This window comes from Pseudomonas sp. G7(2022), from assembly GCF_052660475.1.
This window is the reverse complement of sequence record NZ_CP109659.1, coordinates 3,134,408-3,150,283: the sequence shown is the minus strand read 5'-3', so window position 1 is coordinate 3,150,283 and position 15,876 is coordinate 3,134,408. Positions and strand designations below refer to the sequence as shown.

The window sequence follows — 15,876 nt, the reverse complement described above, 5'->3', positions numbered from 1 at the left end:
TCAATCCGCGCCGGGGTTGGCCAGCGCGTTGTCGTAGCGGATCTGCCGGCCCTCGCCGAGACGCCGGGTCAGGCCGAGGCGGTCGAAGTATTCGAGGATCTGGATACTGCGTTTGCGTCCCAAGCCTAGCGCATCGCGGAACGCCGTGACTTGAATCGGCGGATTTTCTTCACCCAGACGCAGCAGCACGGCGGCCATTTGCCGCAAGGTGATGTCGGTGAAGAACAAGTCCCGCACCACTTGATGCATCACGCCCAGCCGCGCCAGTTTGCGCAGCAACAGCCTGACGGTCGCGTCGTCCTCCTCCACGGCTTTGGCCACGTCGCGCACCCACGGCGGATCGAAACCGGCCTGTTCGAACAGCGGCTGCAACACCAGCCACAGGGCTTCGTCGTCGGCATTCAGGCGCACCTGATGGTCGGGCAAATGCAGCCACGGGCCGCTGGCGGTGAGCGAGCCGGCGCTGCGCAGTTCTTCCAGCAGGCTGATGAACGTCGAATGCTCGATATTCAATCCGCTGAAACGCCGCAGACGATCACGGTCCGGGCCCATCTGGTCGGGCTCCAGCTCATGGAATCGCGCCAGTTGCTCCAGCAACGTGAATTTCAGGATGCCCCAGTGCTGGGCATTGAACAGCCTCGTTCCCTGGCGGGTTTCGATCAGGCGGACGTTGTCCGGCAGCAACCAGCCTTCACGCGGTCGGTTGAACTGACGCTCCAGTCGCTGCGGATCAATGCCGCTGTCGCTGTATTCCAGCAACGTCGGCAACGCTTGTTCAAGATCACTGCTGATTGCCAGTGCCCGCAATTGCGCCAGACGCCCGGGGCTGCGCCGTTGCCGGGCCGGGGCAAACGGATCGAGCAATTGACCGCCGCCGAGCGTGCGCTGGGCGCTGGCATCACGCAGGACCAATCGATCCCCCTTTACGCCGTGTACCGGGACATTGGTCAACAGTTGCGCGAACATGCGCTCGCCCGGAAGCAGTCGTGGTCCTTCGAGCAACGCCACCCGGGCGATCACGTCTTGCGTGCCGAGATGCAGGTGCACAGGCTGAAAGTGTTCGAAGGTGCGCGTCTCTTCGGGCAGCAACTGGAAGTCGATGTCCAGGCGTTGGGTCGGTGCGAACAGTGTTTCGGCGAGCAGCCATTGCCCGCGATGTATTTGCCCAAGCTCCAGGCGATCACCGCTGATGTTCAGGGCCACACGTTGACCAGCAAACGCCAGTTCTGCAGGTTGATTCTGGGCATGCAGCCCTCTCACCCGCACCGTTTTGCCCGAAGGCCCGAGGATCAGTCTGTCGCCCACCGCGATCATTCCCGACAGCGCTGTGCCCGTCACCACAATCCCGGCACCGGCGACACTGAACGCCCGGTCGATGGCCAGACGAAACCCGCCCTCGCGACTGCGTTTCAACACTTCACGTTGCGCCTGTAGCAACGCTTGCCGCAGGTCATCGACGCCCTCACCCGTCATGCTTGAGACCGCGAGCATCGGCGCACCTGCAAACGGACCGGGGGCCAGCAGATTTTCGATTTGCTGGCGCACCTTTGCCACCCTGCCCGCCTCGACCCGATCACACTTGGTGATCGCCACCAGCGCCCGGGGAATTCCCAACAGCTGGGCAATCGCCAGATGCTCGCGGGTCTGCGGCATCACGCCGTCATCCGCCGCCACAACGAGCAGCACCAGATCAATGCCTTGGGCGCCGGCGAGCATATTGTGGGTGAATTTCTCGTGGCCGGGCACGTCGATGAACCCGGTCAGCCCCGCGCCGGGCGCCAGTTCGGCGTAGAGATAACCGAGGTCGATGGTCATGCCCCGCTCACGCTCCTGCGGACGACGGTCGCCGGTTTGCCCGGTCAGAGCCTGGAGCAGCGAGGTCTTGCCGTGGTCGATGTGCCCGGCGGTGCCGACGATCATGGCTGCAACTGCGCGAGTTGCGCGAGCCACGCCGGCTCATCGTCGAGTTGCCGCAGATCCAGCCACAGTGCGTCATCGTCGAGGCGTCCGAGCACCGGAATCGGCAGCTCGCGCAATGCGCTTTGCAGAATCAGCAGCCTGCGTCCGCGTAGGCGTTTCGACACTTGAGGGCGGGCACACAATGCCGCGCTTGGCAGCCGCGCCACCGGCTGGCTGCCGCTGCCGATCATGCCCAGTGTTTTCTGCGCCGTGACCGTCCAGGTTTCACCGAGCACCTTGGCCAATGCCGGTTGCAGGCGTTCGGTCTGGGCCAGAATCTCATCTTGCGGGCGGGTCAACAGACGCAGAGTCGGCAAGCGCTCGGCCAGGCGATCCGGATCGCGATAGAGCCCGAGCACCGCTTCCAGCGCGGCCAGTGTCATCTTGTCGACCCGCAAAGCCCTTTTCAGCGGGTTTTTCTTGATCTTCGCGATCAGTTCCTTGCGCCCGACAATCACCCCCGCCTGCGGTCCGCCGAGCAGTTTGTCGCCGCTGAAGGTGACGATGTCAGCGCCATCGAGCAGTGCCTGACGCACCGTCGGCTCCGCCGGCAGGCCCCAGCGGGTCAGGTCCAGCAGGCTGCCGCTGCCGAGGTCCTCGAGCAACGGCAAACCATGGCGATGGGCCAATTCCGCCAGTTCGGCCGTTGGCACGCGAGCGGTAAACCCTTCGATGCTGTAGTTGCTCGCATGGACACGCATGATCAGGCCGCTGCGAGGGCTGATCGCTGCTTCGTAATCACGGGCATGGGTACGATTGGTGGTACCGACCTCATGCAGACGCACACCGGCCCGGGCCATGATGTCGGGAATGCGGAACGCACCGCCGATCTCGATCAATTCGCCACGGGAGATGATGCCTTCCTTGCGAGCACCAATACTGTTGAGCGTCAGCAGCACGGCGGCGGCATTGTTGTTGACCACGGTGACGGCTTCGGCGCCGGTCAGCTCCCGGATCAGACCTTCAATCAGGTCATCACGGTCACCACGCTTGCCGCTGGCCAGATCGAATTCGAGGTTCAAGGGATAACGGGCCGCCAGTTGCACGGCGGCGATGGCTTCTTCCGGCAACAGCGCACGGCCCAGATTGGTGTGCAGCACGGTGCCGGTCAGGTTGAACACCCGCCGCACCTGACTGCGCTGCTGCAGCGCCAGACGTTCGGCAATCCTGCCGGCAAGTGCTTCAGGGCTGATCTCGACAGCGCAGAGCTGCCCCGCCACAACCGACTCACGCAAGTCATCGAGCAACTGACGCAAAGCCGCCAGCAGCGCCTCGCGCCCGTGCCGCTCGGCCACGGGTTGAAAGGCGTTGTGACGCAACAGACTGTCGATGGAAGGCAAACGCTGGGCAACACTGGCAGGCATCAGGCGCTCCGGATAAAAAGCCGTTGCGCCAGAGTGTAGACGCTCGGTTCATTCGTCTCCGGGCGCCAGCAGCAGATTCGGTGCCAGTCGCTGATAGCCGTCCTGGGCCAGGCGCATGTCCAGCAGCAGACTGCTCAAGTCCGCCGACAAGGCTTCGGCCTCGGCATCATTTTCCAGGTACAGCAATTTCAGATAGCTGTTGCATCCGGGACAGACCTCGGCCCTCAGCGGCGCCTGACTGGCGGCGTGGCGATCGTCTTCCAGACTCAGATATTCCAGCCCCTTGCTCTGCTCGCAATACACGCACTTGACCCGCACCACGTGCCATTCGCAAGCGCACAGCGAGCACACCAGATAACGCAAACCGTTGTGCTTGCCACGGTGGCGGATCACACCGGCCATGGCCGGCGAACCACAGGCCGGGCACTGGCCGAGGCTGTTGCCGGGCGCCAGTTGCAGGTTCGGTGCGCTGAGCAGCCAGTGGCTCCAGGCCGTTTGCAGAGCCGCTCCGAGAAACGGCACCAGCGCCGCCGGCACCAGCGAATACTGGCCGCTGACCAGCGCCACGGCCCAGGCGCGCAACTGTCCGGGGCTGGCAATGCGCAAGTTTGTCAGCGCTTCGGCGACGGCTGTTTGTTGTGGCGCGTTGTAGCGTTGCAGCAAGGCCTCGAGATAGGTCTGCCAGACGTCCTCGCGGATCAACGTATCGGCGGCGAACGGCGGCATGCCGTGTTGCCGGCAGACCTCAAGGCGTTGCTCATCAATCGGGGTGTTTGAGGGGGGATCGTCAAGGACTTGCTGCTGCACGCGGCACAGTCCCGCGACCAGGCGCAGGTAGTCGGCGAGCGGATGTCCGATAGCCAAATGTTCCAGACGCTCGGCGCGCAGCGTGAACAGATTGTGCGGCGGCAAGTGCAGAAACGGCGGCGCACTGGCCGCCGCTTCGATTTCCCCGGGTTCAAGAATGGTTGGCAAGTGTCAGCCCTTTTTGGTGACCGGTCGCTCTGGCGGATCCCTGGATTCCACTTCGCGATACCAGAGTGCGTGGTGTTTTTTCGCCCAGGCGCGGCTGACCCAACCGTGCAGCATCGCGTCCACCGAGCCCTTGATCCAGATCCCGGCATAGATGTGCACGATGATGCTCAGGATCAGCACGAACCCGGCCAATGCATGCAACAACATCGCCCAGCGAATCGTCGTGATGCCAAAGTAATGACTGAAGTACGCGCGCCAGATCACCAGCCCCGTGAACAACAGCCCCAGCATGCACAGCAGTAAAGTCCAGAACAGCATCTTCTGCCCGGCGTTGTACTTGCCCACCGGCGGCACAGTCTCCTCATCGTTGACCAGCACCCGGTCGATGCGCCGCAGCCACTTCCAGTCGTTGTCGATGAAGAAGTTCGAACGCCAGAAACGCAACACCAGGCCAAGGAACAACACGAACATCAGCACGCCCATGAACGGGTGCAGGATCCGCGTCCACGGCCCGCCGCCGAACAGGTGGGTCAGCCAGAACATCGACGGATGAAACAGCGCCAGTCCCGACAGCCCCGCCATGAAGAACAGAATCGCCACCAGCCAGTGATTGGTACGCTGGTTGGCGGTGTAGCGCAGGATCGTCTTGTTGCTCATGGCCGGCCCTCCCCGCGTGGATCGAAGGTGTGAACCGCCGGGTCGACCACGTGGACCGAGGTGTCTGGCGGGTCCGGATGGTCATCCTCTTCGGTGCGGTTCGGGCCGATCCGCACGTAATGGAAGAACCCGGCCAGCACCGCCGCGCCCATGGCCAGCAGACCCAGAGGTTTGCTGATGCCTTTCCACAGGCCCACCAGCGGACTGATCTCGGGGTTGTCCGGCAGGCCTGCGTAGATTTTCGGGGTATCCGCGTGGTGCAGCACGTACATGACATGAGTGCCGCCGACGCCTTCCGGGTCGTACAGACCGGCGTTGTCGAAACCACGGCTTTTCAGGTCGACGATACGTTCGGCGGCGTGGGTCTTCATGTCGTCCTTGGTGCCGAAGACAATCGCCCCAGTCGGGCAGGTTTTCACGCAGGCCGGCTCCAGCCCCACTGCCACCCGGTCCGAACACAGCGTGCATTTGTAGGCCTTGTGGTCCTTCTGCGAAATGCGCGGAATGTTGAACGGGCAGCCGGTGATGCAATAACCGCAACCGATACAGTGATCCTGATCGAAGTCGACGATGCCGTTGGCGTGCTTGATGATCGCGCCGGGGCTGGGGCACGCCGCCAGACAACCGGGCTCGGCGCAGTGCATGCAGCCGTCCTTGCGGATCAGCCATTCGAGGTTGCCGGCGTCGGTTTCGTGCTCGGTGAAGCGCATCAGCGTCCATGACTCTGCGCTCAAATCCTGCGGATTGTCGTAGGTGCCGTGGTTGTGGCCCACCTCGTCGCGCAGCTCGTTCCACTCCGAGCACGCGACCTGACAAGCCTTGCAGCCGATGCATTTGGTGGTGTCGATCAGCTTGGCGACTTCCTCCTGATTGCGCACCGAGGGGGCCGGTGTGGTGGTGGCCGAGCGGGCAATGATGTCTTGGCTGGCCATTTAAAGATTCTCCATCAGAGCTTCTCCACGTTGACCAGGAATGACTTGGATTCCGGGGTCTGTGTATTGCCATCGCCGAGGAACGGCACCAGGGTGTTGGTCAGGTAACCGTGGCGCGTCAGGCCGGTGAAGCCCCAATGCAGGGGAATGCCGATCTGGTGCACCACCTGGTTGTTGACCTGCAACGGCCGGATTCTTTTGGTCACCACCGCCACCGCTTCAATGAACCCGCGCTTGCAGCTGACCCGCACCCGGTCGCCGGCAACGATGCCCTTCTCCTTGGCCAGCACTTCACCGATTTCCACGAACTGCTCCGGTTGGGCAATCGCGTTCAACCGGCAGTGTTTGCTCCAGAAGTGGAAATGCTCGGTCAACCGATAGCTGGTGGCGGCGTACGGGTAATCCTTGGCCACGCCGAGGCTGTCCCACACCGAATCGAAGATCCTGGCCGCCGGGTTGCTGGTGGCTTTCTTGTTTTCGGGGTGCAGCGGGTTGATGCCGATCGGCGTTTCGAACGGCTCGTAGTGCTCCGGGAATGGCCCTTCGTTCATCTTGTCGACGGCGAAGAACCGCGCCACGCCTTCGGGGTTCATGATGAACGGGTTCATCCCGGCTTCCGGCGGCACGTCGGCCTTGTAGTCCGGCACGTCGGTACCGCCCCAGGCCTTGCCGTTCCACCAGACCAGGCGTTTTTTCGGATCCCACGGTTTGCCCTGCATGTCCGCCGAAGCGCGGTTGTAGAGAATCCGCCGGTTGGCCGGCCAGGCCCACGCCCAGCCCTGGTGCTGATGCATGCCGTAAGGATCATTGTTGTCGCGCCGGGCCATCTGGTTGCCGGCCTCGGTCCAGCTGCCGCAGAAGATCCAGCAGCCGGAGGCGGTGCTGCCGTCATCCTTGAGCTGGGCAAATGCGGCCAGTTGCGAGTTGCCCTTGATCGCCGCGCCCGTGGCGTCGGTGAAATCGGTGGTGGCGTAGCCGTTGATCTCCTTGGCGATTTCTTCCGGCGACGGTTCTTGCGCAATCTTGTACGGCCAGGAGAGTTTGAGGATCGGATCGGGATAAGCCCCGCCCTCGGTCTGATACCGCTGACGCAGGCGCATGAACAGTTCGGTCATGATCCGCACATCGGTGCGTGACTCGCCCGGGCCGTCGGCGCCTTTCCAGTGCCATTGCAGCCAGCGGCTGCTGTTGACCAGCGAGCCGTCCTCTTCGGCAAAACAGGTGGTCGGCAGGCGGATGACTTCGGTCTGGATGTCGGCACTTTTCACATCGTTGTACGGCCCGACGTTTTCCCAGAACTGTGAGGTTTCGGTGGCCAGCGGGTCCATCACCACCAGCCATTTCAGTTTGGCGAGAGCAGCCATCACCCGATTCTTGTCCGGCAACGCAGCAATCGGGTTGAAGCCCTGGCACATGTAGCCGTTGACCTTGCCCTGCCCCATCAGGTCGAACACCTTGAGGATGTCGTAGTTGGGGATGTCGAGTTTCGGCAGGTAGTCGTAGGCCCACTGGTTTTCGGCGGTCGCGTTGGCGCCGTACCAGGCTTTCATCAGGCTGACGTGGAACTTGCTGTAGTTCTGCCAGTAGGACAACTGCCCCGGCCGCAACGGCAATTGCGTGCGTTTCTTGATGTAGGCGTTGTAGTCCTGCTCGGCGTCCGTCGGCAGGGTCAGGTAACCCGGCAACGAGTTCGACAGCAACCCGAGGTCAGTCAGGCCCTGAATGTTCGAGTGCCCGCGCAAGGCGTTGACCCCGCCACCGGGCATGCCGACGTTGCCCAGCAACAATTGCACCATCGCCGCGCTGCGGATGATCTGCGAGCCGATCGAATGTTGGGTCCACCCCAGCGCGTAAAGGATCGTCATGGTCTTGCCCGGCGTCGAGCAAGTGGCGATTTCCTCCCAGATTTTCTTCATCGCATCGACCGGCATGCCGCAGATCTGGCTCGCCAGGTCGATGTTGTAGCGGCTGTAATGCTGCTTCATCAGCTGATAGACGCAGCGCGGGTCCTGCAGGGTCGGGTCAACTTTGGCAAAGCCGTCATCGCCCAGTTCATAACCCCAGGAGGACTTGTCGGTGTAGCTGCGTTTGGCCGCGTCGTAACCGGTGAACAGCCCGTCCTCGAAGCCGAATCCGGCTTTGACGATGAACGACACGTCGGTGTAGTTGCGCACGTATTCGTGCTGAATCTTGTCCTCGGTCAGCAGGTAATTGATCAGCCCGCCCATGAACGCGATGTCGCTGCCGGTGCGGATCGGCGCGTAGTAATCGGCCACAGACGCGGTCCGGGTAAACCTCGGATCGACCACGATCAGCCGCGCCGCGTTGTGCGCTTTGGCTTCGGTCACCCATTTGAAGCCGCACGGATGCGCTTCAGCGGAGTTGCCGCCCATCACCAGGATCAGATTCGCGTTGGCGATATCGGTCCAGGTGTTGGTCATGGCTCCACGGCCGTACGTCGGGGCAAGACTTGCCACCGTCGGGCCGTGTCAGACACGCGCCTGGTTATCAAACCCCAGCATGCCGAGACTGCGAACCACCTTGTGGGTGATGTAGCCCGCTTCGTTGGACGCCGCGGACGCTGCAAGGAACCCGGTGGTCAGCCAGCGGTTCACCGTCTGCCCCTGGGCGTTCTTCTCGACGAAATTGGCGTCGCGGTCGGCCTTCATCAGGTCGGCGACACGGTCGAGCGCTTCATCCCAGGTGATCCGGGTCCATTCGCTGCTGCCGGGCTTGCGCACCTGCGGGTACTGCAAGCGGCCCGGGCTGTGAATGAAGTCCAGCAGGCCGGCGCCTTTCGGGCACAGGGTGCCGCGGTTGACCGGGTGGTCGGCGTCGCCCTCGATATGGATGATGTTTTGCGCAACGTTCTTCGCGGCATCGCCCTGGCTGTACATGATCAAGCCGCAACCCACCGAGCAATACGGGCAGGTGTTGCGGGTTTCATGGGTGTGGGCAAGCTTGAAGTGGCGCACCTGCTCGGCGAAGGCCTGCGTCGGGGCCATGCCCAACGCGCCCAGGCTAGAGCCTGCAAGGCCGATACCGGCGACCTTGAAGAACTGACGACGGCTGAGATCCATCGTGCACTCCTGATCAGGTGGAACCCGGTACTTGAGCCGGGTTTTTTCTGGACAATCACGGTGGCGGCACACAAGTGCCGACTTTTTCACTGTAGACAACGTCCCCGCTGCCTGTGTGAAAACCGACCGTCGGCCACCCCTCGGTCATAAGTCAGCCCAAACCTTGTGGGAGCGAGCCTGCTCGCGATGACGGTGGTACATCCACATTCGTAGCGCTTGGTCTGACGCTATCGTCGGATCGCCGCCCGGAGCAGGCTCGCTCCCACAGGGGATGGGGGTTTATCATCGCCGGCACGACCCATCTCCGCCTTCAGAGACTGCGCATGACTTTCAATTTTGATCAGGTATTCGACCGCCACGACACCGGCAGCACCAAGTGGAGCCGCTATGCGGCCGATGTGTTGCCGATGTGGGTCGCTGACATGGATTTCGCGGCACCACCGGTGGTCATCGAGGCGCTGCAGCAGCGTCTGCTGCACCCCTTGGTCGGCTACAGCGTCGCCCAGGACAACCTGCGCGAGGCCATTGTTGCCGACCTCTGGAACAAATTCGCCTGGCGGGTCAAACCGCAAGAGCTGATCTTCCTGCCGGGCGTGGAATCGGGTTTCAACATGGCGCTCAAGGCGCTGGTGCAGCCACAGCAGAATGTCGTGGTGCAAACCCCGAATTACCCGCCGCTGCGACACGCGCCGGGCCATTGGGGCCTGAACAAGGTCGAGCTGGAATTCGACGCCAAGGCCGACGGCACCTACGCCACGCCGCTGGATGCCTTGCGTGAATCCCTCACCGGTGGCGGCGCCCTGCTGCTGAGCAACCCGCACAACCCGATCGGCAAGGTCTTCGGCCGTGAAGAACTGCAAGCGGTGGCCGACATCTGCGTGGCGCAGGACGCCTGGATCATCTCCGACGAAATCCACGCCGAACTGTGCTACGACGGTCGCGTGCACATTCCGACCGCGTCCCTGAGCCCGGACATCGCCCGGCGCACCATCACCCTGATGTCGGCGAGCAAGGCCTACAACATTGCCGGCCTCAAAACCTCGTTCATGATCATTCAGGACAGTGCCCTGCGCGAGCGCGTCAATCACGCCCGCTGCGGCATGGTCGACAGCGTCAACCCGCTGGGCATGGAAGCCACTCGCGTGGCCTACAGCGAGGCCGGGCCGTGGCTGAAGGAACTCAAGCAATATCTGCAAGCCAACCGTGACTGGTTGGTGGAAGCGGTTCGCAGCCGCCTGCCCGGGGTGAAGATCAATGTGCCGCAGGGGACTTATCTGGCGTGGCTCGATTGCTCGGCCCTGGGCCTGGACAATCCGCAGCAGTTCTTCCTCGAACAGGCTCGCGTCGGACTCAGCCCGGGCATCGATTTCGGTGACCATAGCCAGCAATTCGTGCGCCTGAACTTCGGTTGCCCGCGTTCGCTGCTGGAGGAAGGCATTGCGCGGATGGAGCGTGGCCTGACTCAACGCCAGGCCTGAGCCTGACTGACGGCATCGTCAATCCAATCGAACTCATGGCAAATGCGCCGGGTCAACCGCCCATACCCGCCCTGAGCTTCGGAGATTGACGATGACCGACTATCCAAAACCCCCATTCCCGAAACAGCCACAAACGGTGCCCGGCTCTCAACGCCAGATGGAGCCGTACCCCGATTGCGGCGAAAAAAGTTACCGCGGCTCCGGTCGCCTTGCCGGCAAGATCGCCCTGATCACCGGCGCCGACAGCGGCATCGGCCGTGCCGTGGCCATCGCCTTTGCCCGTGAAGGCGCGGACGTGGCCATCGCCTATCTCAACGAACACGAAGATGCACGGGAAACCGCACGCTGGGTCGAACAGGCCGGACGTCAATGCCTGTTGCTGCCCGGCGACATCGCGCAGAAAACCCACTGCCATGCACTGGTGGACCAGACGGTGGAGCGCTTCGGACGCATCGACGTACTGGTCAACAACGCAGCATTTCAGATGACTCACGAAACGTTCGAAGAGATTCCCGATGATGAATGGGTGATGACCTTCGACGTCAACATCACGGCGATTTTCCGACTGTGTCAGGCCGCGATAAAACATATGCGCCCCGGCGCATCTATCATCAACACCAGTTCGGTCAACTCGGACATGCCCAAGCCCACCCTGCTCGCCTATGCCACCACCAAAGGGGCGATCGCCAATTTCACCGGCGGTCTGGCGCAAATGCTCGGACCGCGGGAAATCCGTGTGAACTGCGTGGCGCCGGGGCCGATCTGGACGCCGCTGATCGTCTCGACCATGCCGGACGACCAAGTGCAGCATTTCGGTGAACAGACCCCGCTCGGCCGCCCGGGTCAACCGGTAGAAGTCGCGCCGATCTACGTGTTACTGGCATCGGATGAAGCCAGCTACATCACGGGTCAGCGCTACGGGGTCACGGGTGGCAAGCCGATGCTGTGATTCCTTCACGTCACGCCGGCGCCGAGGCGGAGCAACGACTGTCAGGACGGGCCGCGGACCATGACATTCATTATCTGGGTAGCAGTGCTCGGCGCCGTCCTGCTGACGCTGGCGTTGACCTCGTCGTACCTGCGCTGGATGCCGGTAACGACGTCAGCGGTGTGCCTGCTGCTCGGCGTCGGCATCGGCCCGAGCGGGCTCGATCTGCTGAAGCTGCCGCTGGAGCACGCCGCGTCCTGGATGGAGCACCTGACTGAAGTCGCGGTGCTGTTTTCACTGTTCGTCTGCGGCTTGAAGTTGCGCCTGCCGTTACGCGACAAGCGTTGGCGAATCGCTTTCGGCCTCGCCGGCCCGGTCATGGTGCTGACGATCATTGGCGTCTGTCTGCTCCTGCACTACGGTCTGAAAATGTCGTGGGGACCGTCGTTGCTGATCGGCGCGATTCTGGCGCCCACCGACCCGGTGCTGGCGGCGCTGGTGCAGGTCAACGATGCGCGGGATGTCGACAGTGTGCGCTTTGGACTGTCCGGCGAGGCTGGCCTGAACGACGGAGTGGCCTTTCCCTTTGTGATCCTCGGGCTGTTGCTGCTGCAAGGCGAGGGCCTGGCCGCCGAGTGGAGCAACTGGGTCTTGCGCGATCTGCTCTGGGCAGTCCCCGTCGGCTTGCTGACGGGTTACTGGATGGGGCGCGGCATTGGCCGGGCCACCCTCGCCTTGCAGACGCGCAATGAAGACAGCACTGTCAGCCCGAACGACTATCTGGCACTGGCCTTGATTGCACTTGCCTTTGTGGTGGCCGAGTCCGTGGGGGGCTACGGCTTTCTGTCGGTGTTTACCGCCGGGCTGGGCCTGCGTCAGGAGGAAGTGAAGTCCACCGGCGTCCATCAGCCGCCGGCCGAACATCTGGTGCAACCGGTGGTCGGCCATCAGAACGTCGAACCGCAGCACGCGGTGCACGGTGACACCGAGCGGCTGCAAAGCAGTCAGGTGGCCGCCGGGATCATGATGGGCGATATGCTCGCTTTCGGTGGTCTGGTGGAACGGGCCATGGAAGTGTTTCTGGTGACCCTGCTCGGCGTCGTGCTGGTCACTCACTGGGACTGGCGGGCATTGTGGGTCGGTGGCGTGTTGTTCTGTCTCATTCGGCCAGCCTGTGTGGCACTGATGCCATGGGGATCACTGCTGATGTGGCGTCAGCGGATGCTGATCGGCTGGTTCGGCATTCGTGGCATCGGCAGTCTGTTCTATCTGTTCTACGCCCTGAACCATGGCCTGGGTAACACCGTGGGCGCACAGTGTACCGATCTCACCCTTTCGGTCGTGGCCCTGAGCATTTTGCTGCACGGCATCAGCACCCAGCCGCTCCTGGCTCGCTACGAGCAACAAAAAAAGCAAAAAAACTGATTTTTTCTCCCGGCGCTATCGCCGAAAAACATCGAACTTTTTTCTTTAAATAAATGGATCCGCGTCTGACCGCCGCCGGTCACAGCTTTAACCTCTCGTCGATTCCGTCCGGCGAGATTCGGCAGACTCGGTTCCCCGCGGCTGGACGCCCGGCACAAGGAATCAGGAAGAATAAGGTCAACGGTCATGAAAGAATGTTCGACATCGGCACAAATCAAGGCTTGCAGAACCCTGGCGCTGGAGCGCAACCGGCAGTTGTTCGAAGAGGCCCAGGCGCTCAATCGGGCGGCCCACGAATTGCTCGAAGGCGAGCACCTGGATATCGAACAATTCGAGCGGTATCGACTCCTGCGCCGCAAGGCCGATCTGAAATTCCAGGATGCCATCGAGCACCTGTGCGTCTTGAACGAGGATTTCCCGCCCATTCCCATGTCGCAGCAGAACTCCCGGGGATTGCGCCGCGAGCTCGAAGCCAGCGCCTGACCTCAAAAACGCAAAAGCCCGGCCTGGATGGCCGGGCTTTACTTTTGGGGTCGCTCAATTTCCAGGATTGGTGATCTGTATGAAAACGGCATAGCTGCCGAGCAGTACCCAGAACGTGGCGAAAATCCACGGTGTGCGAAGGGAAAAAAGCAGGGATTTACAGTAACCCTTGTGACTGGACTCCATTTCACTGAACAACGGCGATTCGTCATAAGCCAGACCCATCAACGGTTCGCTGCGCAGCAACTCACTCTGTTTGAAATGCCAGTGGTCGATGATGTCGTAGGCCGCCCGGATTCCCGGCCAGGCATTGAGTGAACTGAGTAGCCCGAGTAATGCCAGAAAGGGCGGAACCACCAACGTAAACAGCTTGCCCCACTCCGGATTGAGGTTGGCCATGCAGGAGGCGAAGGCGATCACCAGAAACGATTGCGCCGCCAGATACGCGTCGGTGCGGTTGGCCAGAATGCTGGTTTCGTACTGGATTTCCCGTCGATAGAAATCCAGGCGCTCCTTGGGCGAGCCGAACATCTTTGCATTGTGTTCGGTCAGGGTCTCTTCGGCGGTCGGATGGGTCAGTATGCGTGGCACGGGATGGACGCTCCGAAAGACAAAGCGTTTGGAGCCGGCCAGCCCCGAACAAGTTCAGCCGGATCCTGACCCGGCTCACTTCATCGACTGAGCGATGATCTCCACCAGATGCATCTGATTGAAAGGTTTCGACAGTCGCGGCAACTCGGCCGCGAAGCCTTCGAGACGCTCGGCATAGCCCGTGGCAAGAATGATCGGCAGATCCGGCTTGAGCAAACGCACCGCATGCGCCAGTTGCGCACCGTTCATTTTCGGCATGGCCATGTCTGTAATCACCAGATCGATCACTTCCCCCTGATTGAACAATTCCAGCGCTTGCACGCCCGAAGCCGCACCGATGACCCGATGTCCCAGATCTTCCAGCAACAGGCTGGTGCTGGTTCGCACCAGACTGTCGTCGTCCACCACCAGAACGCTGAGTCGCGGCACTGCCGCCGTGGGCGGCTTCGGGCTCAGAGGCTTGGCCGCCATCCCGTCGACGGCGACCGGCAGCCAGAGTTCGGCGCAAGTCCCGTGCCCCTTCATGCTTTTGAGCACAAAACGGCCGCCCAACTGCTCGATGAAACCGTGCACCATCGACAGTCCCAGCCCTGTGCCCTTGCCCAGACCTTTGGTGGTAAAGAACGGATCGGTCGCCGAGGCCAGTGTCGCGTCATCCATGCCTTCACCGGTATCGGTCACGCTCAGGCAGACATAACGCCCTGCCGCCAGCGTTGACTGGTTCTGCTGCAGAACCACTCGCGGCTCGGCGCCGATGACCACGCTGCCGCCCTCGGGCATCGCATCCCGTGCGTTGGTGGCCAGGTTGAGGACCGCCAGTTCGAGCTGGTTGGTGTCGGCCAGCACCGCTTCAAGTTCGTCGGGAAACTGTGTTTCGATGCGAATTCCCGGGCCCAGCGAACTGCGAAGCAGGCCAGTGATGCCTTGCACCAGTTTCGCAATCTCCACGGGTTCGGTCTTGAGTTCCTGACGCCGGGCGAAGGCCAGCATGCGCTGGGTCAGGGACACACCGCGCAGCGCGCCTTGCGTGGCATTTTCCAGCAAACGGCTGACCTTGGGGTCGTCACCCACACGTTTGCGCACGATCTCCAGATTGCCGAGGATCACCGTCAGCAGATTGTTGAAATCATGGGCGATGCCACCGCTGAGTTGGCCGATGGCCTGCATCTTCTGCGCCTGGAACAGCGCTTCGCGGGTCTGCTCCAGTGCCAGTTGTGCCTGGTGGGCTTCGGTGACGTCGCGGGTGATCTTGGCAAAACCAAGCAACGTGCCGGTCTCACCGCGAATCGCATCGACCACCACATGCGCCAGAAACCGCGTGCCGTCCTTGCGCAGACGCCAGCTCCTGTTCTCGAAGCGCCCTTCGCGCACGGCGGTTTCCAGCGCTCGCTGCGGCTCACCGATCTCACGGTCTTCCGGGGTGTAGAACATCGAGAAATGCTTGCCGATCACTTCGTCCGGCGCATAGCCCTTGATCCGTTGCGCACCGGGGTTCCAGTTGGTCACGCGGCCTTCCGGGCTGAGCATGTAGATCGCGTAGTCGGTCACGCCCTGCACCAGCAGGCGGAACTGCTGTTCGCTTTGCTTGAGGGTTTCCTCGGCCATCTTGCGGTCGGTGAGGTCACGGGTGATTTTCGCAAAACCGAGTAGTTGCCCGTCCGGACTGTAAATCGGGTCGATCACCACGTGGCACCAGAAGTGCGTACCGTCCTTGCGCACCCGCCAGCCTTCGCCTTCGAACCGTCCTTCGCGGATCGCCGTTTCCAGTGCCCGTTGCGGCATGCCGACAGCGCGGTCTTCATCGGTGTAGAAGCGCGAAAAATGCTCACCGAGAATCTCGGCTTCTTCATACCCCTTGAAACGTTTGGCCCCGGAGTTCCAGCTGGTGATGATGCCAGCCGGATCGATCATGTAGATCGCATAATCGACCACGGCATCGATCAGCAGGCGAAAGCGCATTTCTTCGATCGCAGCGGACGTCTTGTTCTCGCTCATCAGGCTTGG

The 15,876-nt window shown here is 62.1% G+C and carries 12 protein-coding genes; 4 read left to right on the top strand and 8 right to left on the bottom strand.

Annotation, left to right across the window (positions count from 1 at the left end):
• The 6 genes from selB to fdnG are packed head-to-tail and all read right to left on the bottom strand — an operon-like array spanning position 1 to position 8,967.
• The gene (selB, locus tag NE357_RS14155) at positions 1-1,920 is read right to left on the bottom strand and encodes a selenocysteine-specific translation elongation factor (protein ID WP_169432640.1); all 1,920 of its coding nucleotides are present in this window, start codon (positions 1,918-1,920) and stop codon (positions 1-3) included.
• Positions 1,917-3,323, bottom strand: coding sequence for an L-seryl-tRNA(Sec) selenium transferase (gene selA / locus NE357_RS14150; RefSeq protein WP_169430396.1), 1,407 nt, complete (start codon positions 3,321-3,323; stop codon positions 1,917-1,919). Before selA ends, selB begins: the two co-directional genes overlap by 4 nt.
• 48 nt (positions 3,324-3,371) lie before the next feature.
• Positions 3,372-4,298: a formate dehydrogenase accessory protein FdhE gene (gene fdhE / locus NE357_RS14145; RefSeq protein ID WP_169430395.1), complete on the bottom strand. Its 927-nt coding sequence runs from the start codon at positions 4,296-4,298 to the stop codon at positions 3,372-3,374.
• Between the two features lie 3 nt (positions 4,299-4,301).
• Positions 4,302-4,955: a formate dehydrogenase subunit gamma gene (locus tag NE357_RS14140; RefSeq protein WP_169430394.1), complete on the bottom strand. Its 654-nt coding sequence runs from the start codon at positions 4,953-4,955 to the stop codon at positions 4,302-4,304.
• Positions 4,952-5,887, bottom strand: coding sequence for a formate dehydrogenase subunit beta (fdxH, locus tag NE357_RS14135; RefSeq protein ID WP_169430393.1), 936 nt, complete (start codon positions 5,885-5,887; stop codon positions 4,952-4,954). The genes NE357_RS14140 and fdxH overlap by 4 nt, the downstream gene beginning before the upstream one ends.
• Positions 5,888-5,901: 14 nt before the next feature.
• Complete coding sequence (fdnG, locus tag NE357_RS14130; protein WP_169430392.1) at positions 5,902-8,967, bottom strand: formate dehydrogenase-N subunit alpha; 3,066 nt, start codon at positions 8,965-8,967, stop codon at positions 5,902-5,904.
• Between the two features lie 323 nt (positions 8,968-9,290).
• Here fdnG and NE357_RS14125 point away from each other — a divergent pair, with 323 nt between their 5' ends.
• From NE357_RS14125 to NE357_RS14110, 4 genes are all read left to right on the top strand, one after another.
• On the top strand, positions 9,291-10,445 hold the full coding sequence (locus NE357_RS14125) for a MalY/PatB family protein (protein ID WP_169430391.1): 1,155 nt from the start codon (positions 9,291-9,293) through the stop codon (positions 10,443-10,445).
• Between the two features lie 91 nt (positions 10,446-10,536).
• Positions 10,537-11,394, top strand: coding sequence for a glucose 1-dehydrogenase (locus tag NE357_RS14120; RefSeq protein ID WP_169430390.1), 858 nt, complete (start codon positions 10,537-10,539; stop codon positions 11,392-11,394).
• A gap of 60 nt (positions 11,395-11,454) precedes the next feature.
• Positions 11,455-12,798, top strand: coding sequence for a cation:proton antiporter (locus NE357_RS14115; protein ID WP_169430389.1), 1,344 nt, complete (start codon positions 11,455-11,457; stop codon positions 12,796-12,798).
• Between the two features lie 186 nt (positions 12,799-12,984).
• On the top strand, positions 12,985-13,281 hold the full coding sequence (locus tag NE357_RS14110) for a hypothetical protein (protein ID WP_169430388.1): 297 nt from the start codon (positions 12,985-12,987) through the stop codon (positions 13,279-13,281).
• Between the two features lie 54 nt (positions 13,282-13,335).
• On the opposite strand, the gene NE357_RS14105 is transcribed toward NE357_RS14110, so the two are convergent.
• Positions 13,336-13,872: a hypothetical protein gene (locus NE357_RS14105; protein ID WP_169430387.1), complete on the bottom strand. Its 537-nt coding sequence runs from the start codon at positions 13,870-13,872 to the stop codon at positions 13,336-13,338.
• A gap of 75 nt (positions 13,873-13,947) precedes the next feature.
• Complete coding sequence (locus NE357_RS14100; protein ID WP_169430386.1) at positions 13,948-15,867, bottom strand: hybrid sensor histidine kinase/response regulator; 1,920 nt, start codon at positions 15,865-15,867, stop codon at positions 13,948-13,950.
• Positions 15,868-15,876 lie beyond the last annotated feature (9 nt).

Excerpts from the sequence above, each read along its gene's own strand:
- fdxH (WP_169430393.1), bottom strand. The coding sequence starts at position 5,887 with ATGGCCAGCCAAGACATCATTGCCCGCTCGGCCACCACCACACCGGCC.
- NE357_RS14140 (WP_169430394.1), bottom strand. The coding sequence starts at position 4,955 with ATGAGCAACAAGACGATCCTGCGCTACACCGCCAACCAGCGTACCAAT.
- NE357_RS14110 (WP_169430388.1), top strand. The coding sequence starts at position 12,985 with ATGAAAGAATGTTCGACATCGGCACAAATCAAGGCTTGCAGAACCCTG.
- NE357_RS14120 (WP_169430390.1), top strand. The coding sequence starts at position 10,537 with ATGACCGACTATCCAAAACCCCCATTCCCGAAACAGCCACAAACGGTG.
- NE357_RS14125 (WP_169430391.1), top strand. The coding sequence starts at position 9,291 with ATGACTTTCAATTTTGATCAGGTATTCGACCGCCACGACACCGGCAGC.
- selA (WP_169430396.1), bottom strand. The coding sequence starts at position 3,323 with ATGCCTGCCAGTGTTGCCCAGCGTTTGCCTTCCATCGACAGTCTGTTG.
- NE357_RS14100 (WP_169430386.1), bottom strand. The coding sequence starts at position 15,867 with ATGAGCGAGAACAAGACGTCCGCTGCGATCGAAGAAATGCGCTTTCGC.
- NE357_RS14115 (WP_169430389.1), top strand. The coding sequence starts at position 11,455 with ATGACATTCATTATCTGGGTAGCAGTGCTCGGCGCCGTCCTGCTGACG.
- selB (WP_169432640.1), bottom strand. The coding sequence starts at position 1,920 with ATGATCGTCGGCACCGCCGGGCACATCGACCACGGCAAGACCTCGCTG.